The 19,994-nt window shown below is 63.8% G+C and carries 19 protein-coding genes; 13 read left to right on the top strand and 6 right to left on the bottom strand.

What is annotated here, in order from left to right:
- Positions 1-73 precede the first annotated feature (73 nt).
- The 7 genes from FG486_RS12145 to FG486_RS18370 all read left to right on the top strand — a co-directional run bounded on the left by FG486_RS12145 (position 74) and on the right by FG486_RS18370 (position 9,367).
- Positions 74-1,345 (top strand): S8 family serine peptidase, encoded by a 1,272-nt coding sequence (locus tag FG486_RS12145; protein ID WP_181267673.1) that lies wholly within the window; start codon positions 74-76, stop codon positions 1,343-1,345.
- 99 nt (positions 1,346-1,444) lie between these two features.
- A complete protein-coding gene (locus FG486_RS12150) occupies positions 1,445-2,281 on the top strand; it encodes a hypothetical protein (protein ID WP_181267674.1) in 837 nt (278 codons plus the stop codon).
- Between the two features lie 235 nt (positions 2,282-2,516).
- Positions 2,517-2,861 carry a hypothetical protein gene (locus FG486_RS12155; protein ID WP_181267675.1) on the top strand — a complete coding sequence of 115 codons (345 nt, stop codon included), beginning with the start codon at positions 2,517-2,519 and terminating at the stop codon, positions 2,859-2,861.
- A 173-nt stretch (positions 2,862-3,034) separates the two neighbouring features.
- Positions 3,035-6,145, top strand: a complete 3,111-nt coding sequence (locus FG486_RS18195; RefSeq protein ID WP_241695709.1) for a GAF domain-containing protein — start codon at positions 3,035-3,037, stop codon at positions 6,143-6,145.
- 269 nt (positions 6,146-6,414) lie between these two features.
- On the top strand, positions 6,415-6,558 hold the full coding sequence (locus FG486_RS12175; RefSeq protein WP_181267676.1) for a hypothetical protein: 144 nt from the start codon (positions 6,415-6,417) through the stop codon (positions 6,556-6,558).
- Between the two features lie 328 nt (positions 6,559-6,886).
- A complete protein-coding gene (locus tag FG486_RS12180) occupies positions 6,887-7,549 on the top strand; it encodes a lasso peptide biosynthesis B2 protein (RefSeq protein WP_181267677.1) in 663 nt (220 codons plus the stop codon).
- Positions 7,550-9,367: an asparagine synthase-related protein gene (locus FG486_RS18370; protein ID WP_181267678.1), complete on the top strand. Its 1,818-nt coding sequence runs from the start codon at positions 7,550-7,552 to the stop codon at positions 9,365-9,367.
- Positions 9,368-9,482: 115 nt separating this feature from the next.
- Here FG486_RS18370 and FG486_RS12190 read toward each other — a convergent pair whose 3' ends face one another.
- From FG486_RS12190 to FG486_RS12205, 4 genes are all read right to left on the bottom strand, one after another.
- Positions 9,483-9,887, bottom strand: a complete 405-nt coding sequence (locus tag FG486_RS12190; RefSeq protein WP_181267679.1) for a VOC family protein — start codon at positions 9,885-9,887, stop codon at positions 9,483-9,485.
- Positions 9,887-10,591, bottom strand: a complete 705-nt coding sequence (locus FG486_RS12195; protein WP_338401609.1) for an SDR family NAD(P)-dependent oxidoreductase — start codon at positions 10,589-10,591, stop codon at positions 9,887-9,889. The genes FG486_RS12190 and FG486_RS12195 overlap by 1 nt, the downstream gene beginning before the upstream one ends.
- A gap of 103 nt (positions 10,592-10,694) precedes the next feature.
- Positions 10,695-11,261, bottom strand: a complete 567-nt coding sequence (locus FG486_RS12200) for a DUF1826 domain-containing protein (RefSeq protein ID WP_181267681.1) — start codon at positions 11,259-11,261, stop codon at positions 10,695-10,697.
- 3 nt (positions 11,262-11,264) lie between these two features.
- Positions 11,265-12,500, bottom strand: a complete 1,236-nt coding sequence (locus FG486_RS12205) for a GTP-binding protein (protein WP_181267682.1) — start codon at positions 12,498-12,500, stop codon at positions 11,265-11,267.
- Positions 12,501-12,580: 80 nt separating this feature from the next.
- Here FG486_RS12205 and FG486_RS12210 point away from each other — a divergent pair, with 80 nt between their 5' ends.
- The 6 genes from FG486_RS12210 (at position 12,581) to FG486_RS12235 (ending at position 18,285) form a co-directional block, all read left to right on the top strand.
- Positions 12,581-12,997, top strand: coding sequence for a MerC domain-containing protein (locus FG486_RS12210; RefSeq protein ID WP_181267683.1), 417 nt, complete (start codon positions 12,581-12,583; stop codon positions 12,995-12,997).
- A gap of 96 nt (positions 12,998-13,093) precedes the next feature.
- On the top strand, positions 13,094-13,417 hold the full coding sequence (locus FG486_RS12215; RefSeq protein WP_181267684.1) for a hypothetical protein: 324 nt from the start codon (positions 13,094-13,096) through the stop codon (positions 13,415-13,417).
- A gap of 16 nt (positions 13,418-13,433) precedes the next feature.
- Positions 13,434-14,090: an ABC transporter ATP-binding protein gene (locus FG486_RS12220; protein ID WP_181267685.1), complete on the top strand. Its 657-nt coding sequence runs from the start codon at positions 13,434-13,436 to the stop codon at positions 14,088-14,090.
- Entirely contained in the window at positions 14,087-15,373 is a 1,287-nt protein-coding gene (locus FG486_RS12225; protein WP_181267686.1) for an ABC transporter permease, read from the top strand. The genes FG486_RS12220 and FG486_RS12225 overlap by 4 nt, the downstream gene beginning before the upstream one ends.
- A 10-nt stretch (positions 15,374-15,383) precedes the next feature.
- Complete coding sequence (locus FG486_RS12230) at positions 15,384-15,884, top strand: DUF3299 domain-containing protein (protein ID WP_066274199.1); 501 nt, start codon at positions 15,384-15,386, stop codon at positions 15,882-15,884.
- A 112-nt stretch (positions 15,885-15,996) separates the two neighbouring features.
- Complete coding sequence (locus tag FG486_RS12235; RefSeq protein ID WP_181267687.1) at positions 15,997-18,285, top strand: FdhF/YdeP family oxidoreductase; 2,289 nt, start codon at positions 15,997-15,999, stop codon at positions 18,283-18,285.
- 31 nt (positions 18,286-18,316) lie between these two features.
- On the opposite strand, the gene FG486_RS12240 is transcribed toward FG486_RS12235, so the two are convergent.
- Positions 18,317-18,928 (bottom strand): retropepsin-like aspartic protease family protein, encoded by a 612-nt coding sequence (locus tag FG486_RS12240; protein WP_181267688.1) that lies wholly within the window; start codon positions 18,926-18,928, stop codon positions 18,317-18,319.
- A 64-nt stretch (positions 18,929-18,992) separates the two neighbouring features.
- Positions 18,993-19,808, bottom strand: a complete 816-nt coding sequence (gene fdhD, locus FG486_RS12245; RefSeq protein ID WP_181267689.1) for a formate dehydrogenase accessory sulfurtransferase FdhD — start codon at positions 19,806-19,808, stop codon at positions 18,993-18,995.
- Between the last annotated feature and the right edge of the window lie 186 nt (positions 19,809-19,994).

Below are 19,994 nucleotides of genomic sequence, written 5' to 3' on the forward strand. Positions count from 1 at the left end.
CTTTCTGATGGATGAAACGGCTGGCCTCGTGCGTTTCATCCATGGTTAAGCGAAAAAATCGGACGGAAACGAAATGCGCATCCCCGCCATGATCCTGAGCATGCTGACCGGCGGCGCGCTGCTTGCGGCAACACCGCTGTTTGCGCAGTTGCAAACGCCGCTGGGCAATGTCGGGTTGCCTGGCATCGGGCGCGGGGTCGGCGACCTTCTCGACACGGCCGAAAATGGGGTCGACGGACTGGGCAGGCTGGCCCAGCGCGAGGCTGACCGGCTGCTGCAGTTGCGCGACCGGCGATTGACCCAGCTGCTGCGGCAGAACCGCGATCTGATCGAACGTGACATGCGCGGCGATCTGGCGCGGCGCGGCGAGATCCTGGTCACCGCTCCGACCGAAGGCGCGATGGATGCCCTCCGGCGCGCGGGTTTTTCGGTGATCGCCGAGGAACAGATCGAGGGCCTCGATCTCGCGATCGTGCGGCTGCGCGTTCCGGCTGGTCTCAGCCTCGCCAGGGCCGAAGCGCTGGCGCGCAAGGCCGCGCCCGGGGCCGAGATCGCGGTGGACAATCTGCACTGGCAATCGGGTTCGCTCGGCCGGGAGAGCTCGGCTCTGCCCAGCTTCGCGCTGCTGGCGGCAACCGCAGGATCACCGGTCGATACGCCCATCGGCATCATCGATGGTGCACCGGGGCCATCCTTTCGTCCGATGGCCATCAAGGGCTTTGCCAATGGGGCCCCGCTGGCCTCCGATCATGGTAGCGCGATCGTCAGCCTGCTGCGCAATGAAGGCGCAGGCCGGATATGGGTGGCGGATGTCTATGGCAGCGACCCCGCCGGGGGCAACGCGCTGGCCATCGTCCGGGCACTCGGCTGGCTGGCGAGCAGTGGCTGCAAGCTGGTCACGATCAGCCTGGTCGGCCCGCGCAATGCCGTGCTCGAACGCGCGATCCGGCAGGCGCAGCGAAGCGGCATCGTCATCGTTGCAGCGGTGGGCAATGACGGGCCGGCTGCGCCGCCTGCCTATCCCGCATCCTATGACGCTGTCGTGGCGGTGACCGGGGTGGACCGGAAGGGACGCGCGCTGATCGAGGCGGGGCGGGCGCTGCATGTCGATTATGCCGCGCCCGGGGCAGAGGTTCACGCGATGAATGCCCGGGGCAGGCCGGTCATCCTGCGCGGCACATCGTTCGCCACGCCGCTGGTCGCCATCAGACTTGCCGATGCGCTGGCCAGGGGCGGCGACTGGCAGGCGAGGCTGGATCGGGAAGCGCGCGATCTGGGGCCCAGGGGTGAAGACAGACGTTTCGGGCGCGGCCTTTTGTGCGAACAATGCGCCCGCAAGCCGTGAACTTTCAGGCTAGGCCGTGAATTAAACAGGCCAGGTGATCCGTTGTCCTTTCAGACGGGCAGGCAGTGATGCCCGCGTTCAAGCTGAAAGGAACCCATCATGAAGAAGATTCTGATTGCCGCCGCGACGGTCGCGTTGATCCCGGCTGCCGCCCAGGCGCAACTGCTCGGCGGTGGCGGACTTGGCGGCGCATTGGGTGGAACTCTGGGCGGTACGTTGGGCGGTACGCTCGGGGGAGGGATCGAACGCCCGGTCGGCGGCTCGCTCGAGCGGACCACGCGCACCGTACGCGGTTCGGCCGAGGCCAATGGCTCGACCAGCGGCACGCAATCGGTCGATGCGCGGCGCGGTACCGTCTCGGCTCAGCGCAGCGCGAACGGCTCGGTCCTGGCCTCGACCGCCAGCCTGGCCGATATCGTGGTGCCGCCCGCCGGCACGATGACCGAGGCGCAAGGCTCCGGCACGGCGAGCGGCCAGGGCAGCGCGCAGGCCCGGCTGATCGGCACGGACGCCCTGACCGGCGCGGTTGCCCCCATCGCACAGGGAACGCGCGCCCGCGCTGGCGAGGCTGTTTCAAGCGTGCGGGGGGTGACAATGCCTGCCGGAGCGACCGCGGCGGGAAGCGGCGCTGGCTCTGCAAGCGGATCACTGCTGGCCAGTCCGCTGGCCGTTGCGGGCAGCGCTGCAGCGGCTGGCGACGGTGCTGCCATGGTCAGCCGCGGCATGCCGGTCACGCTGGCCGACGGATCATCGCTCGGCAAGGTTAAGGAAGTCGTCGCGAACAGCCGGGGCGAGGTCGAGCAGATCGTGGTGAAACAGGGCAATGTCACACGCTCGCTGCCGGCCGGCATGTTCTCGGCCTCTGGAAATGCGCTGGTTCTGGCCGAGACCGGCAGCACAGCGGCTGCGCCAGAAGCGGCGGAGCCTTCGGAATGATCGGCTTGTCCTGAAGCCGAACCCAGCTGCGGTGTGCTGCTCGCTGCCTGTACGGGCCGCGCACCGCTGCCTCCTCGAGGCGGACGCTCTCCCGGCGTCCGCCTTCCTTTTTCTGACCGGCCGCCGCTCGGTGCGCGGCCGAAAGAATCTGCACCATCGACGGATTAAACCGGATCTGCCGATCGTTTTCCTTTTGACCGCTTGCCATGGCGGCACTCAGCAAAGGGAGAATAGCATGATCAAATTTGTCACGACGTCGATCGCCTTTCTGGGCTTCGCTGCCGCAGCCACGGCAGCGGTCCCGATGCTGCACGAGGAACAGGTCGCCCGCGCCGAGGAAGCGCGTATCATCACCTTACCGATCGCGGGGATCGAGAACCGGCTGTGGTTCGATTATCGCATCAACGTCACCGAGGCGCAGAAGGAGCTGGGCAGCGACCTGCGCCGGGCGACCGATATCGAGGATCGCCGCGACGCCTGGGAAGAATATGCCGTCGAGCTGAAGCACGAACGGGTGCACTATATCGAGGAAATGGCCGAACGCGGCTATCGCATGGGCAACGCGATCATCGTCGATTAATGGTTTGCAGCGGGGAGGGATCGAGCATGGTGGCGATCCCTTCCCTTTGCCGCCTTGGGCCGGAATGAGGAACTGATCGACCGCTTCCGAGTTGGCTGGAGATATTTCTTTCACTTACGGAATTCAGGCGTGCCCCTTATCTCCCTGCGATCGCTCACCTGCATGATCAGCCAATGACGCATGCCGAACAGGCGCAACTCGACGCCGCCCGCATTGCCGCCGCGATCGACGGAAGCGATGCCAATACCGACCCGTTCATCGCCGCTGTACGTGCCACGCGCATGCCCATGGTCATCACCGACCCTCGCCAGCCCGACAACCCGATCGTGTTCGTCAACGATGCGTTCTGCCGGCTGGCCGGCTATGACCGGGACGAGATTCTCGGTCGCAATTGCCGCTTTCTGCAGGGTCCGAACACCGACCGCGAGGCCGTCGCAAGGCTGCGCGAAGCGCTCGAAGCCGTTCGGCCGATCGAACTCGATCTGCTCAACTATCGCAAGGACGGCGAGCCGTTCTGGAACCGTTTGCTGATTGCGCCGGTCAGGGATGCCGCCGGCGAGCTTGCCTATTTCTTCGCCAGCCAGCTCGACGTGACGCTCGAACGCGAGCGGCTGGCCAATCTTGAAAGCAGCAATGCGGCGCTGGTCTCCGAACTCGCGGGCCGCCTGCGCGAGCAGAGGGCGAGTGACGCCGAACTGCGCTTCACGCTGGAAGCGGGCAGGTTCGGCGCCTGGAGCCTGACATCGCCCGAAATGACACTGGAGACCTCGCCAGCCTGCCGCGTCAATTTCGGATTCCGCGATGATCAGCCGCTCAGCTATGACGATCTTCTGGCCGCGGTGCATGCCGATGACCGCGAGTTCGTGCGCCAGAGCCTGGCCTCCAGCATCGAGCGCCGCATGGATTGCGATATCGAGTGCAAGGTTCAGACGCCGCAGGGCGAGATCCGCCGGGTGGCCTTGCGCGGTAGGCCGACCGTTCATTCCGATGGCCGGTACGCAAAGCTCACCGGCATTTCGCTCGACATCACCGACAGGGTGCGTGCCGAACGGATGCGCCAGGGCCTGATCGCGCTGTCGGACGCGTTTCGCGACCTCGACAACGGTGCCGATATCTCGTTCGCGGCGGCCCAGATTCTGGGCGAGACGCTGGATGTCGATCGCGCCGGTTATGGCACGGTCGATCCTATCGCCGAAACGATCACCATAGAGAAGGACTGGAACGCGCCGGGCGTCACCAGCCTCGCAGGTACGCTCAATTTTCGCGACTATGGCAGCTATATCGACGACCTGGTCAGGGGCGAGACGGTCTGGTTCGAGAATGCGGAGACCGATCCGCGCACCATCGCCACCGCCGACGCGCTGAAGGCGATCACCGCTCAGGCAGTCGTCAACATGCCGGTGATGGAACAGGGCGTGATGGTCGCGCTCTTCTATCTGAACCACGGCACGCCGCGCTGCTGGCGCGAAGACGAGATCGATTTCGTCCGTGAGGTCGCCGATCGCACGCGCATTGCCGTCGAGCGGCGACGGGCGGAGCTGGCGCTGCGGGTCGCCAATCAAAGGCTGACCTTTCTCGATTCGGTCGGAAGGGCAGCCACGGAAGCAGGTGACGCGGATGCGGTCATGGCGATCACCACCCGCATGGTGGGCGAGCACATGGGCGTTACCAGCTGCGCCTATGCGGACATGGACGACGACCAGGACGGGTTCACCATTCGTGGTGACTGGGCGGCGCAGGGCAGGGACAGCATCGTCGGTCGCTACAGCCTTGCCCTGTTCGGCAAACGAGCCGTGCAGGACCTGCGCGCCGGGCGCCCTCTGGTCATCCAGGACATCGTGGCCGAGCTTGCGCCTGAGGAAGCCGCGACCTTTCAGCAGATCGGGATCGGCGCGACCATCTGCACGCCGCTGATCCGCGAGGGGCGGCTGGTCGCACTGATGGCCATCCATGACGGGGCGCCGCGCGCGTGGAGCGAGGACGATCTCGCGCTGATCCGCGACGTTGCCGACCGGTCATGGGCCCATATCGAGCGCGCCCGCGCCGAAGCCGAGCTTCGCGATCTCAACGTCACGCTCGAGGCGCGGGTGGAAGAGCGTACCGGGCAGTTGCTGCGGACCGAGGAGGCGCTGCGTCAGGCGCAGAAGATGGAAGCCGTGGGCCAGCTGACCGGCGGGCTGGCGCACGACTTCAACAATCTGCTCGCGGCGATCGGCGGCAGCCTTGAAATGATTCAGGCGCGCATCGCCCAGGGGCGGCTCGATACCCTCGATCGCTATGCCCATGCGGCGCAGGGCGCGGTAAAGCGGGCCGCGGCCCTGACCCACAGGCTGCTCGCGTTTTCGCGGCGTCAGACGCTCGATCCCCGGACCGTCGACGTCAACCGGCTGGTGTCCGGCATGGAAGAGCTGGTGCGGCGCACCGTCGGCCCGCAGGTGCAGCTCGAGATTGTCGAGGCCAGCAGCCTGTGGACGACCCATATCGATGCGCACCAGCTCGAAAATGCGCTGCTCAACCTGTGCATCAATGCGCGCGATGCCATGCCCGAGGGTGGTCGGCTGACCATCGAGACCGCGAACAAGTGGTTCGATGATCGGTCGGCTGCAGAACAGGACTTGAAACCGGGTCAGTATATCTCGCTATGTGTCACCGATACCGGCACGGGAATGACGCGCGACGTGATCGCCAAAGCGTTCGACCCGTTCTTCACGACCAAGCCCCTGGGGCAGGGGACCGGACTGGGGCTGTCGATGATCTATGGCTTTGTCCGCCAGTCGGGCGGTCAGGTGCGAGTCTATTCGGAGATCGGACAAGGCACCACGATGTGCCTGTACCTGCCTCGCCATCATGCAGATCTGGATGCCGAGTTGACGAAGCCCGAACCTGGACCGGCGCTGCCGGCGAGCCTGGGGGAGACGGTGCTGGTCATCGATGACGAGCCGACGGTGCGGATGCTGGTGGGCGAGGTGCTGGCCGAAGGCGGCTATTCCACCATCGAGGCATCGGACGGGCCGTCGGGTCTGCGCATTCTCGAATCCGATACGCGGATCGACCTGTTGATCACCGACGTGGGCTTGCCCGGCGGGCTCAATGGTCGCCAGGTGGCCGACGCAGCGCGCATCCTGCGACCCGAGCTCAAGGTGCTGTTTATCACCGGCTATGCGGAAAATTCGGCGATCCGCCAGGGCCAGCTCGATCGGGACATGTCGATCATGACCAAACCATTCCAGCTGGACGCGCTCGCGGTCAAGATTCGCGAGATCCTGAGGGTCAATGGAGATTGATCGACGCAACGCGTCGCGGGTTTGCGAAATTCGCCCCAAAAATCGGCTCTGATTGGGCGACGAGTATCGATCTGCAATTTATTTATTGCGACCATGCGCCGCAAGCATCGGGGTGCGCGGTTCCCGAGGGCATTCTGATCTGTTTGCGACAAATCTTGAATAAAAATCCATCCAAAATGGCTATAATATTCATGGTGTTGACAAGCTATTGAGTAAGAGACAGCTTTTGCAATCGGGTTTAAGCCCGATTCGCAAAATGGAGTTCAGAGATGTTTAAGAAGACTAATATTAAAGCCGGATCGAAGGCATCGAGCCGCGTCGTGGATCTTGGCCGCGCCAGCAAGCTGACCAAGGGCGGTTTCGGATGGGCGCTTGAAGGCTGGACGTTCCTAGGCTCGACCGACTGGAGGTAATGCCAGTTGCCGCCTTCTTGGCTATCGTTTGCGTCAAGGGTCGCGTCGAGAAGGCGGCATTTTATCGAAGCCAGCAACGTCCTGCTTCCTGATGGCGGGAGGATCCGTAGTGGATGTCGATTGCCTGTCCTTCTCAAGGGGCGCGGAGCAGACCATCTGCCACGCATCCGCTTCTGGCCTTGCACCTGTCGTGGATCAAGAATTCAACCATGGCGCAGTCATCGCTTCTGCCATGCGACAGCATTTCATGAAATTCTAAGGAGCACAGGCATTGCAGGCCTGCTTCACTCTACCAGCAAATGTCCACCTGGCATTTTGTGACCGCTGCATGATTTTCTTCGATGCGACAGCCGACCGATATTCCTTCCTGTCGAGTGAAGACGCCGAGCTGATCATGCCGCTCATCGCGATCGAGCAGGACGGTCCGATCGCTGGATTATTCCCACCCACACCGACGCCCGCGCCCGCAGAAGCACTTGCCGTTGCTGCCGATCTTGAAGCACAGGGGCTGCTGGTTGCAGGGCTCGGCGGCAAACGCTGCCAAAGATGGCTTTACACACAGCCTCTCAAGGAACTGCCCAGGCGCATAGGCCCGCGATCTGATCTTCTTGCCTGCCGCGATGTTCTGCGCCTGCTCTGGTGCGCGACTGCGGCCAAGGCGATGTTGAAGGCACTTACCCTCGACGCGATCATCGCGCGGGTCGGGCGATGGAAGCGAGAGGCTCCGCCTTGCGCCGACTGGCCCCGATTTGTGGACCAGCTGGAACTCTACAAGCGTATCCGCCCGCTGATCTACCGGAAGGGTGGCAATTGCCTGTTCGACACGCTCTGCATGATCCTGTTCTTCAAGGACCATCTATCGGAAATATCATGGAGATTTGGTGTCAGGCTTCGTCCCTTCCGGGCGCATGCCTGGCTCGAACGGGACAATGCTCTGCTCGATGATGAGGCAGCTACGGTCCATGACTATGAAGTCATCATGGAGGTATAGGTGTACCGATACCTCGTGTTTTCGAGCCGCGGCGGCGAAACCTTGCCAGAATCCGACATCGCCGAGATCATGGACCGGCTTGGCGCCCGCAGCGCCGCCACCTGGCACAATCGCTATACCGATCGGACCATATCGATCTGGGATACGGGGGACCCCTCGGGGGCGTTCCGCACGTCGCTGTTCGAGCCGGGGGTCTTCATCCTCGGGCGAGTCATCAGCCGTTCAGGCGGCTATCCCGAATGGCGCGCGCGCTCCATTTGTGACGTTTCGGGCGTTTCAGGATTGCGGGCTCAGGCAAGATGGCTGTTCGAGAACATATGGGGGGCCTATGTCGCCATCGAATGCAATCCGGTCGATCATAGCCTGAGCCTTTTGCGTGACCCGAGCGGTGGCCTGCCTTGTCACCATATCCGCTGGAAGAACATGGACGTATTTTCGTCCAACGCCGATCTGTTCCGGACCTTTCCCGGCCAGACGTTCACGGTGGATTTCGGCTCTGTCGCAGCTGCAGCCCTTCTTCCCAACATTTGCAAGTCATCGACCGGCATCCTTGAAATAGGGACCGTCCTGCCGGGCGAGTTGTCGACGTTCGGGGCCGACCGCGAACGCCAATATATGTGGAATCCGGTGCAGCTGGCCGGGGATCGTCTGGTGATCGGCCGCAGCGAGGCGGCAGCCATGCTGCGAGACACACTGATCGGGGTAACCGGCGCCCTGGCACGACCTTATGCCAAGATCCTGCACAATCTGGGCGGACTGGATTCCTCCATTCTGCTGGCTTGTCTGCAGGTGAGCCGGCCTGGAGATGCGCTGACCTGCGTCACGCACTTCAGTGACTCGTTCCGCGGCGATGAGCGACATTATACCCGGGCCATGGCGGCGCATGCGGGTGCCGAATTGATCGAAACCCGGCTCGATCCTGCTCGCGTCGATCTGCCATCGCTGGATCGACAGGAATTGGGCGCGTCTCCGTCGAGTGTGTTCGATTGCCTGCAAATGGCCGGAAATCTTCATGGCATAGCGGCCGAGCGCGACGTCGACGCTTTCACTTATGGGTTTGGCGGCGACATCGTCCTGTACAATATGCCCGGCGTCTATCCGGCGCTTGATTATGTCGCCCAGAAGCAGCCCTTCGCCAGGCTTCCACGGATACTGCTCGATGCAGCCCAATGCAGCGGCTGGTCGATGCGAGAGACAGTCTTCCGGCTCTTTTCAGAGATGGCCGCGCCAGCCGACTGCACCTGCTATGTTCTCAACCTGATACCTCCCATGCCCAGGATGCCCTTTCTGAACCCGGACGTGGCAAAACTCGATGACGCCATCGCGAGGATCCACCCGACCTTGGTGGCGCCGGCGGATTTCCCCAAGGGCAAATATCTGCAGATCGCAACTTCCGCCTATCTCAACATCGACTATCATCTCTCGGTGCAGGGCCAGCGCGAAATCGACCGGCTGTGTCCTTTGCTTGCCCAGCCCTTTCTCGAGCTCTGCTACAGGTTGCCGACCTGGCAGCAGATTGACGGCGGGATCGACCGGAGCCTGGCGCGATCTGCGTTCAGGGACCTCCTGCCGGATCACATTGTCGGAAGAGTCAGCAAAAGCGTTCCCGAGGGCATTTACGACCAGGTGTTCATTCGCAACCGGGACATGATCAGCGCGCGGCTTATGGACGGGCGCCTTGTCAGCAATGCGATAGTGAACAGGACGTATCTGGAAGACGCACTGCACAGCGCAGATGCTCTGTCCGTCTCGTCGCTCTCGACGATACTCCAGCTTTACGATTGGGAGATCTGGGCCGACCGTTGGTCGGCCTCGTGAATGCCCATCGGGCACGGCTGGCGATCGACTGCCGCCAGTTCGCGGCTTCCCATCACACGCGCGTCACCGTGATTGGCTGGAAACGAGTACGATGCGAGGCTTGGCTGGTGCAGCTTCAGCCAGGGCTGCGAAGAACCTCGATGACGTTGTCGTTATTGTCATGGAAGAAAAAGCCCTGCTCGGCGTTCTCTCCGATGTCGAGGATGATCCGGACATCATGATCCTCCAGTCTCTTGCGAAGCCGATCGTAATGGCGCGTCTGAAAGCTGAGATGCTTGTTGCCCAGAGTCTCCAGGTCCCGGCGGGGATCGCGGCGTTCGTCCGGCAGCGGCTTGGGGGCGGGTACCTGGAACAGCTCGATGCGCAGGGCGCCCCGCTGCAGGAACATCGCCTTGATGTTTCCGGGCAGGTCGAAACGGCGTTCGATCAAAAAGTCCAGCATCGTTGAATACCAATCAGCCGCTGCATCGATATCCGGGACCGACAGGGCGAAATGATGGAATGAAAGGTCCTCGCGCATCACGAGGCTGTCCAGCCGCCGTCGACGATCATGTGTGTTCCGGTCATCATGGCGGATGCATCTGACGCGAGGAATAGCGCGGCCCCCATCAGATCCTCGATCTGGCCAAGCCGACCAAGGGGTATCTTGGCAAGCACGCTCTCCAGAAACGCTCGGTCTTCAAAGAACGGCCTGGTCATCGCCGTCTCGATGAAGGTAGGGCATAACGTGTTCGACCGGATGCCATGCGGGGCCAGGTCGAGGGCCATCGCCTTGCTCATGCCTTCGAGCCCCCATTTCGAGGCGCAATAGATCGACCGCGAGGCGCCACCGACATGCCCCATCTGGCTGGAGACATGGATGAAACTTCCTTGGGTAGAGGTTTCGATCATCCGTCTGGCACAGGCCTGGGCCACGAAAAAGGCGGCCTTCAGGTTGAGATCGACGACCGCATCAAAATCTGGCTCTTCGACATCCCATAAGGGCATCGGGCGGTTTGTCCCGGCGTTGTTCAGCAGGATATGGAACGGATCCTGTTCGGCAAAGAACGCGCGAACCGCTGTTAGATCGGACACGTCCAGAACATGCGCGACGGCATTGTTGCCGATCTGCGCCGCGGCCGCTTCGATCTGGCTGGCCGAACGCGCGATGAGACAGACATGTGCTCCTGCAGCGGCAAAGGCAGCGGCGCAGGCAAGCCCGATGCCGCGACCCGCGCCCGTCACGACAGCCCGCCGCCCGTCCAGCCGCAGGCTCGGGGTGGCCGGCACAGCGAGATGCGGCGCGCCTGGTCGGCAGCTGACGCTGCGCGAGCCAGCTGGGCGCTGATCAGCCCGCGCCGTGGCGCGCCGGGGTGTCGATGACCAGCACCAGCCTGCGTTCCCCACTGTCCTCGATCGGTGGCGAGCGGTGCAGGCACGGCTTGTGGCCCGCGCCGAACTCGTGCCCCTTGAACAGCGCCACCAATCCTGCCGGAATGCGCTGCAGCGGTCCGTCGGGATCGTCTTCGAGCGTATAGTCGGTACCCGGTCCCGCCAGGGTGCAGATGAGCCTGAGATCGGTGTAATCCGCATGCACCTTGCGACAGGCATTGCCGGTAACGCCCTCGAGCCGGACGCGAACCGTCTCGCATTGCATGAGCGAGGCGAAGCGGCTGGCAAGATCCTCGATGCATCGTGCGATACTGTCGGGCAGCGCTGGCAGGTCGGCCAGCAGCGCGTCGGGCCTTCCGGCCGCACGGTAGCCAAAGGGGGCGATATCCAGCAGCGGCTCGATATCGCCCCGCGGCAGCAGCACCGCATCCTCGTCGATCACGATCCGGGTTTGGGGATGGTGGATCGCGTCCCAGCGCTGGTGGGCAGGGGCGCAGGGTTCGAGAAGGTTCAGCGCTGCCATGGCTCAGGCACTTTCCAGGATGCGGGCATGCTCGCCCCATTCGGGAAACGGATCGGGCAGGGTCTGCCAGCTCTCGGGCGTGTAGCCATCGGCGTCGACCAGGCATGCGTCGAGCGCTGCACGCAGCCGCGTCTCGTCCATGTCGATACCGATGAACACCAGCTCCTGCCGCCGGTCGCCCCAGATCCTGTCCCAGTTGTGCGCGACGAAATCCTCGAACTGGTTGTCGTGCGGCCACTGGTTCTTGGGGACCGAAGCCCACCACCGGCCGAGCCGCGCGGTCATCGTCTGCGATCCGGCCACCGCCAGCTCGCCGACCCAGGCGGGCCGCGTCGCCAGCCAGAAAAAGCCCTTGGCGCGCACGACGCCCTCCAGGCCGTTGCCGGTCAGAAAATCGTAGAAGGGCTGCGGCGCGAACGGCTGGCGCGCGCGATAAACGAAGCTTTCGATGCCATATTCCTCGCTCTCGGGGCGATGGCTGGCATAGCCGTAGAGCTCCTTGGCCCAGAGCGGATGTTCGGCGGCGCGATCGTCGTCGAACAGCCCGGTGCCGAGGATCTGGTCCAGCGCGACCTTCGATCGATCGGCGGTGATGATCCGCGCGTCGGCGTTGAGCGAGGCGCACAGTTTGGTGACGATGGCCAGGTGCTCCGCGCTGACATCGGATGCCTTGTTGATGATGATGACATCGGCAAATTCGATCTGCTCGACCATCAGGCCGACCAGACTGCGCGTGTCGTCCTCGCCCAGCGATTCGCCGCGATCGGCGAGGAATTCATGGCTGGAATAGTCGTTGAGCAGATTGACCGCATCGACCACCGTAACCATCGTATCGAGCGTCGCAACATCGCCGAGGCACGCGCCCGCCTCGTCGCGGAAGCTGAAGGTCGCGGCTACCGGCAGTGGCTCCGAAATGCCCGTGCTCTCGATCACCAGATAGTCGAACCGCCCCGCCTCGGCCAGCGCGCGCACCTCCTTGAGCAGGTCGTCGCGCAGCGTGCAGCAGATGCAGCCATTGGTCATCTCGACCAGTTCCTCGCTGGCGCGCGACAGCGCCGCCTCGCCGCCGCGCACCAGGGCGGCGTCGATATTGATCTCGGACATGTCGTTGACGATCACCGCGACGCGCAGACCTTCAACATTGGCAAGGATATGATTGAGCAGGGTCGTCTTGCCCGCACCTAGGAAACCCGACAGCACCGTGACAGGCAGTTTGCGGATCGAGGAGGCGAGGGGCATCGGGGACCTTTCCGGGGTTGTTATGATACGTTATATCATTATAGAGGAGGACCGAGCTGCACAAGTGGAGAAATGTGCTCATGTCCGAAAGCCGAAGGGTAACCCCCAGCCACGCGCCAAAGGCGGCGGACGTGGCGGAAGGGGCCACCATCACCGCGTCGCTGCTGTGTCTGGCGCATTGCCTGGTTCTGCCTTTGCTGCTCGCCTCGGCTCCCGCGCTCAGCCAGAGCCTGGCACTGCCCTTTGACCTGCATCTGTGGATCGTGCTGCTGGCCGGCCCCGTCAGCCTGTGGATATTGATTCGGGCGGCGTGGCAGCGACGTCACGGCATATTGCTGCTGGGGCTCTGCGGCCTCTCGCTGCTCATGGCCGCGCTGGTTCTGCCTGTCACCGAGCGCCAGGAAATCGTGATCAGCAGCATCGGCAGCCTTTCGCTTGCATTCACGCACATCGCCAACTGGCTGGCGCGGCATCCCAGGTTGCTGGTGCACAGTTAGGGCCGCCGCCTGGCCGGTCCTTGCACGCACAAAGCCTTTGCCAATCGTTGCGGATATGTTGTAACATCCACCCTTCTTCAGAGAAGGGGTGTTCACATGCGGTTTGCGGCAGCAGCATTGGTCGGTCTTGGTGGGGTTCTGGCGACGGCAACGCCGGCGGCAGCCTGCGATATGGAGGGCTTTGGCGGCTATACCCGGGTCAACCCCTTCGCCCAGCACGCCGCCTGGAATGTCCCCGCCGATCAGCAGGCGTCGCAAGCCAAGCCGCAGCAGCAGGCGCAGAGCCCATCGTCCACCGACCAGAAGGAGCAGGCGAGCGCCGATGCGTCCCGCTCGGTCGCGTCGCAACAGGGCTTCACCCCCGTGTCGGCTGACGCTGCCGCCGCGCAGTCACAGCGATTCACAGCGACCAAGGATTGACGGCACCGCTGCGATCATGAGCCTCACGATCCGCAATCTCGCCTTCCGTTACGGAGGGCGACAGATACTCGATGATTTCAGCTTCGACATGGCGGCAGGCGAACAGAGCCTGCTGATCGGCGCCTCGGGCAGCGGAAAGTCTACGCTGGTCAATCTTATCTGCGGGCTGCTGAGCCCGGATGCGGGGACGATCTCCATCGCTGGCGAAAGCATGACCGGCATCGGCCCCAGCCAGCGCGACGACCTGCGCCGCCGACGCATCGGACTGGTCTTCCAGACGCTGAAGCTCGTCTCGGCACTCGATCTTACCGCCAATCTGCGGCTGGCTCAGCGGCTCAGCGGGCACGCGACCGAAGCCGAGCGTGTGCCGATGCTGATCGAGCGGCTGGGTCTGGCACATCGCGCACATGCCCACCCGCGCCAGCTGAGCCAGGGCGAGGCGCAGCGTGCCGCGATTGCGCGCGCGCTGATCGGTCGGCCCGATCTGATCATCGCGGACGAACCGACGTCCGCGCTCGACCATGCCAATATGGAAAAGGTGGCGGCGCTGCTGCGCGAATGCGCAGCCGAGGTCGGAGCCAGTCTGCTGATCGTCACGCATGACGACCGCCTGCGCGATCATGTCGCCTCGGTGCGGCATATCAGGGCCTTGTCGGCAGAGGCTGCGGCATGATCCGCTTGGCGCTTGCCTATATGCGCGATCGACCGCTCGGCGTGGCGCTCAACGCGCTGCTGCTCGGCATTGCGGTCGCGACGCTGGTGCTGCTGCTGCAATTTGCCGAGCAGGCCGGAGAGCGATTCGAGCGCGACGCGCGCGGGATCGATCTGGTCGTCGGTGCCAAGGGCTCGCCGCTGCAGCTGGTGCTTTCGAGCGTCTATCATATCGATGTTCCGACCGGAAACATCCCGCTCGGCGAACTTGAACGCCTGCGCGACGACCCCGGTGTCGCCCAGGTGGTCCCTCTCGCGCTGGGCGACAATTTCCAGGGCTTCCGGATCGTCGGCAGCGACGACCGATTGCTGCCGCTCTATGGAGCACGTGTGGCCCAAGGACGCAGCTTTGCCCGACCGGCCGAGGCCGTGCTCGGCGCAGAGGTGGCCCGGCGCACCGGAGCCAGGCTGGGGCAGAAGTTCATCGGCAGTCACGGGCTGGTGACGGGCGAGGAAGACGGGCAGGGGCACGACCATGCGCCGTTCGAGACCGTCGGCATTCTGGCCCCGAGCGGCACGGTGCTGGACCGGCTGATCCTGACCTCGGTCGAATCGGTGTGGGACGTGCATGGCATCGAGCACGAGGATCATGACGAGGCCGGGCATGATCACGATGAAAAGCATGTCGGGCACGATCACGATGCCGATTCCGCTCAGCATGACGAGCATCATGAAGATGCCGCGATGCCGGGCATCGAGCCAGAGATCACCGCTCTGCTGGTGCGCTATCGCAACGCTTCGGCTGCGATGCGGCTGCCTAGCCAGATCAACCGCCAGAGCGCGCTTCAGGCTGCGGCCCCCGCCGCCGAGGCGGCGCGGCTGCTGGGGCTGTTCGGATCGATCATCGAAGGTGCGCGGCTGTTTGGCTGGCTGCTGGCGCTGTCTGCGGGGCTCAGCCTGTTCGTGGCGCTGTGGAATGCGACGCGTGCCCGCGAGGGCGACCTGGCGCTGCTGCGCGTGATGGGGGCGCGGCCTTCAACCGTATTCGGCACGATCCTGATCGAGGGCTTGCTGATCGCCGCGATCGGTGCGCTGGGCGGAATTGCAGCAGCGCATGGCCTGATCGCGCTGGCTAGCGCGAGCTTCCCGACGCTCGACGAACTGGGCCTGTCCGCCATGCGCTTCCTTCCCGGCGAGGGCGGCATTCTGGTTGCCGCGCTCGCCATCGGTCTCGTCGCCGCCTTGATCCCCGCGATCCGGATCTTCCGGGTCGACCTTGCCACCACGCTTGCCCGCTACAGCTGAGGAAGACGACATGCGCCTGCCCCTTCTCGCTCTTGCCATATTGAGCCTCATCGCCTTGCCGCAGACCGCAGGCCAGGCCGCAATGCAGCAGGGCAAGAAGGCGCCCGTGGAGGATGTCTGGAAGCCCGCCGCCACCCCCAAGGGCGGCGTGTCCTGGGCCGTGCTAGAGGCAACCAAGGAACAGACCCGCACTGGCAAGGACGGCTATCTCTATTCCAAGCCGCTGTTCACACCGGCGGTCAAGGCGCTGGCGGGCAAGAGGATCAAGGTGGCGGGCTGGATGAAGCCGCTCGAGACCGGGGGGCGCCAGAAGCATTTCGTGCTGCTCGCCTATCCCCCCGGCTGCCCCTTCCACTTCCATGCAGTCCCCAACCAGTTCATCGAGGTCTATGCGGATATCCCGTTTCCGACAAACGAGACCAAGATGATCGTGGTCAGCGGCGTGCTGGAGCTGACCGGCCAGGACGAAAGCGGCATTTTCTATCGCATGAAGGCTTCCAGCCCGGCCTGATGTTCCTTGCTACAGCGCGAGGCTCTGCGGCCATGCACTGACATTTCCCGAGCCAGGGAACTCCAATGGCTGCCATCGCTTATCTGGGAGAGGACAGAGCATTGGAGCCCCGATGGCGGAAGAACACGGCGATGACACGGATGCTGGAACGGCCAGCTATTCCGGACCTGCAGGTGGCTGGGGGTCGGTTCGTGGAATGGCCGAAACGGTGGTGCGGGAAAGACCCTCGCCTGGTGCGCTGGCCACGTTGCGGACGCAGAACAAGCCCGGCGGGTTCATGTGCACCAGCTGCGCATGGGGCAAACCCAAGCACCCGCACGCCTTCGAATTCTGCGAAAACGGTGCAAAGGCGACACTCTGGGAGCTGACCACGCATCGCTGCACGCCCGATTTCTTTGCCAGTCACAGCGTCACCGAATTGCGCGGATGGACCGACCATGCGCTCGAGAGCGTCGGGCGACTGACGCACCCGATGCGCTATGACGCTGCGACCGACCGTTATGTCGCCTGTGATTGGGACGAGGCCTTTGCCGAGATCGGGGTGCAGCTGAAGTCGATCGATCCGAAAAAGGCGGTGTTCTACGCGTCGGGCCGCGCCAGCTTGGAAACATCCTATCTCTATGCGCTGTTCGCGCGGCTTTATGGCCATAACAATCTGCCCGACAGTTCGAACATGTGCCATGAGACCACATCGGTGACGCTGAAAAAGCTGATCGGCTCTCCGGTGGGCACCTGCACGCTCGACGATTTCGAACATTGCGATGCGCTGTTCTTCTTTGGTCAGAATACCGGGACCAACAGCCAGCGCTTTCTGCATCCTTTGCAGAAGGCTGCGCAGCGCGGCTGCAGGATCGTCACGTTCAACCCGATCCGCGAAAAGGGTCTGCTCAGCTTCACCAATCCGCAAAGTCCCGCGCAGATGCTGACGGGCAGCGATACCGAGTTGAGCTGCCAGTATCTGCAGGTGCGCGCAGGCGGCGACATCGCGGCGATCATGGGGCTGTGCAAATATGTGTTCGAGCAGGACGCACTGCGCGGCGGGACGCTGATCGACCGGGCCTTTGTCGCCGAGCATTGCACCGGATTCGAGGCGTTCCGCGACCAGGCCGAGGCGACGTCCTGGGAGGATATCGAGCGTGAATCGGGGCTCAGCCGCGCCGATCTGGAAAGGGCAGGCGAGGTCTATGTCTCGTCAGAACGCGTGATCGGCGTGTACGGCATGGGCCTGACCCAGCATGTCCACGGCTTCGAGAATATCGCGATGCTGCTCAATCTGCTGCTGATGCGCGGAAATATCGGCAGGCCCGGCGCCGGGATCTGCCCGGTGCGCGGTCATTCGAATGTCCAGGGCCAGCGTACCGTGGGAATCTCGGAGAAGCCCGAACTCGTGCCGCTCGACCGGCTGGCGGAGATGTTCGGCTTCGATCCGCCGCGTGATACCGGCATGACCACGGTGGAGGTCTGCGAAGCAGTGCTCGATGGCAGCGCCCAGGCTTTCGTCGGGCTCGGCGGCAATTTCCTCCGCGCCGTCCCCGACCAGACCCGCGTCGAACAGCAATGGGAAAAGCTGCAGCTGACCGTGCAGATCGCAACCAAGCTCAACCGCAGCCATCTGTTCAACGGTCGCGTCTCGTTCCTGCTGCCGTGCCTGGGCCGCAGCGAAGAGGACAGCCAGGCGACCGGGCCGCAGACCGTCACGATCGAAGACAGCTTCAGCCATATTCATGGCTCGCTCGGCCACCGCACGCCCGCCAGCCCGCATCTCAAGTCAGAGCTCGCAATCGTGGCGGGCATGGCCAAGCACAGCCTGCCGCCCAATCCGAACGTCCGATGGGATGACTGGACCGGCAACTACAGCCTAGTGCGTGATCTCATCGCCCAGACCTATCCCGACGAGTTTCATGACATGAACGCGCGCATGTTCGAGCCGGGCGGTTTCTATCGCGGCAACAGTGCACGCGAGCGGGTGTGGAAGACCGATAGCGGCAAGGCGCAGTTCACCGCGCCCGAAATGCTCGCGGCGACCAACATCCCCGATGGTCATGGCCGGTACCGGCTGGTGACCTTGCGATCGAACGACCAGTTCAACACCACCATCTATGGCTATAGCGACCGGCTGCGCGGCATCGAAGGCAAGCGCGACGTCGTGCTGATGTCGCCCGCAGACATCGCCGCTGCCGGTCTGAAGCCCGGACAGCGCATCGCGTTGGTGGGCGATGCCGATGATGGCATCGACCGCCGGATCGGCGGGCTGGAAGTCGTTGCCTTCGACCTGCCGTCGGGCACGATTGCCGGCTATTATCCCGAACTCAATCCGCTGATCGCGCTTTCGCACCATGACCAGGAATCGAAGACGCCAGCCAGCAAGGCGGTCCCCGTACGCATCCTCGCGCAGGCCTGAACGAGGGGGTCCAAAGGCGGGATGGGGGCGTTCAGCGCGCCTCGGCAGGGACCAGGACGAGCGTGTCCTTCTCAACCCGCCAGGATGCGAGTTGCGACAGGAAGTTCATCCCCAGCACGCTGGTTCCGCCGAACGCGGGGGATATGACGACCTTGAGGTTGCGCGCCTCGATGCCCTCGATCTGCAGCCGCTCGACCGTTCCGGTGTCAGCCCGCACCACCCCGTTGGCGGTCCGCAGCATCACCGGCGCGATGGCCAGTTCTTTGCCGACGCCCGCCTGCCGCGCCGTCTCTGCCGACAGCGCGGTGATCGTGGCCCCGCTGTCGATCATCATGCGCTGCTCGGTGCCGTTGATCGTCACGCGCGCCCAGAAATGTCCGTCGGATGCCAGCCTGATCCGTACCTCGTCACCGACGACCTGCTGTGTGCTCAGCCCCAGACGCTCGGTCCAGCGCGACAAGGTCGGGTCATAAGGTGCCTGTTGCAGCAGCACGAAGACCATGAACGCCAGGATTGCGACCGAAAACAGGCTGCGGATGATGCGCCCCAGGAACGGGATGTTGAACAGCACGACCAGCGCCAGCGCTGCTCCGACTGCATAGAGTGCGAGCTGCTGCCATTCGGGAATGGTGGAAACGGACATATCCCGGTCCTACCCGCAGCCGTGCAATTCGATCCCTGTTTGCGCGTGTCCCCAGCGCCCGCGCTCAGGCAATCAACTTATGCGGGTCGTTCGCTATCAGCATCGTGTCGTGGCGCGCCAGCACGCCGAGCGCGAGTCCGGCTTCGCGCGCGCGGTCGATCGCCAGGCTGGTCGGCGCGCTGATCGTGATCAGCAAAGGAAAGCCTGCCCGAACGCATTTCTCGACCAGTTCCTGGCTGCACCGGGCTGAGAGAACGACAAAGCCCGTCGCGGGCGAAACACCCGACCGGGCGAGCGTTCCGACCAGCTTGTCGAGCGCGTTGTGCCGTCCGACATCCTCGCGGACCGCCAGTATCTCGCCCGTGGGCGCACAAAAGGCTGCGGCATGGGTGGCTCCCGTCGCCTGGCCAAGCAGCTGGCGATCGCTGAGCGCCTTCAGCGCGTGGGCTATCGCTTCGCGTGCAACCTCGATACGCGCGATGACCTTTGGCAGCGGTGCAAGGGCAGCTGCAATGCTGTCGATACCGCAGATGCCGCACCCGCTTTCCGAAACGCGGCTGCGCGCACGTTCCAGGATCCGCGGCAGCGAACGCGGCGGCAGATTGAGCCTCGCGACCCATCCGCCCTCCACAGGCACGACCTGCGGCTCGGACAGTTCGTCGGCATGCGCGAGCCCTTCGCTGAGCGTGAAGCCCGTGACGAAGTCTGCGAGATCGGTCGGCGTGCCCATCATCACCGCATAGCCGATGCCGTTATATTCGATCGCGATTGGCGCTTCGACCGGTACGCTGCGGTCGACGCGGTCTGCGGGCGTGTCATCGTAACCGACCCGATCGAGCGAGATGCTGCGCAGGGCAGGCGATGCAATGGATGTCGTCATGCATCTGTCCTTCGGGTCCCGGCATCGCAAGGCAAGGAATTTCGTCTGGCCGATTGCAATACCGTTCAAAGGGAGATGCGATCCCTGACGGGTCAGCCTGCAGGTGATGGAGCGCCTCGGCCGCTTGAGCCCATCATTCTAACCCATGTGCGTGAACCAATTGGCTGGATGGCGCGTAATGCGGCG

Origin of the sequence: Blastomonas ursincola (assembly GCF_013607875.1) — a bacterium.
GTDB classification, from domain to species: Bacteria; Pseudomonadota; Alphaproteobacteria; order Sphingomonadales; family Sphingomonadaceae; genus Blastomonas; species Blastomonas ursincola.

Bases quoted from the DNA above. Each gene is read 5' to 3' on its own strand.
- FG486_RS12205 (WP_181267682.1), bottom strand. From the start codon at position 12,500: ATGCCCCTCGCCTCCTCGATCCGCAAACTGCCTGTCACGGTGCTGTCG.
- FG486_RS12200 (WP_181267681.1), bottom strand. From the start codon at position 11,261: ATGGCAGCGCTGAACCTTCTCGAACCCTGCGCCCCTGCCCACCAGCGC.
- FG486_RS12150 (WP_181267674.1), top strand. From the start codon at position 1,445: ATGAAGAAGATTCTGATTGCCGCCGCGACGGTCGCGTTGATCCCGGCT.
- FG486_RS12145 (WP_181267673.1), top strand. From the start codon at position 74: ATGCGCATCCCCGCCATGATCCTGAGCATGCTGACCGGCGGCGCGCTG.
- FG486_RS12180 (WP_181267677.1), top strand. From the start codon at position 6,887: ATGATTTTCTTCGATGCGACAGCCGACCGATATTCCTTCCTGTCGAGT.
- FG486_RS12210 (WP_181267683.1), top strand. From the start codon at position 12,581: ATGTCCGAAAGCCGAAGGGTAACCCCCAGCCACGCGCCAAAGGCGGCG.
- FG486_RS12215 (WP_181267684.1), top strand. From the start codon at position 13,094: ATGCGGTTTGCGGCAGCAGCATTGGTCGGTCTTGGTGGGGTTCTGGCG.
- fdhD (WP_181267689.1), bottom strand. From the start codon at position 19,808: ATGACGACATCCATTGCATCGCCTGCCCTGCGCAGCATCTCGCTCGAT.
- FG486_RS12155 (WP_181267675.1), top strand. From the start codon at position 2,517: ATGATCAAATTTGTCACGACGTCGATCGCCTTTCTGGGCTTCGCTGCC.
- FG486_RS12235 (WP_181267687.1), top strand. From the start codon at position 15,997: ATGGCGGAAGAACACGGCGATGACACGGATGCTGGAACGGCCAGCTAT.
- FG486_RS12240 (WP_181267688.1), bottom strand. From the start codon at position 18,928: ATGTCCGTTTCCACCATTCCCGAATGGCAGCAGCTCGCACTCTATGCA.
- FG486_RS12225 (WP_181267686.1), top strand. From the start codon at position 14,087: ATGATCCGCTTGGCGCTTGCCTATATGCGCGATCGACCGCTCGGCGTG.
- FG486_RS12190 (WP_181267679.1), bottom strand. From the start codon at position 9,887: ATGCGCGAGGACCTTTCATTCCATCATTTCGCCCTGTCGGTCCCGGAT.
- FG486_RS12230 (WP_066274199.1), top strand. From the start codon at position 15,384: ATGCGCCTGCCCCTTCTCGCTCTTGCCATATTGAGCCTCATCGCCTTG.
- FG486_RS12175 (WP_181267676.1), top strand. From the start codon at position 6,415: ATGTTTAAGAAGACTAATATTAAAGCCGGATCGAAGGCATCGAGCCGC.
- FG486_RS18195 (WP_241695709.1), top strand. From the start codon at position 3,035: ATGACGCATGCCGAACAGGCGCAACTCGACGCCGCCCGCATTGCCGCC.
- FG486_RS12220 (WP_181267685.1), top strand. From the start codon at position 13,434: ATGAGCCTCACGATCCGCAATCTCGCCTTCCGTTACGGAGGGCGACAG.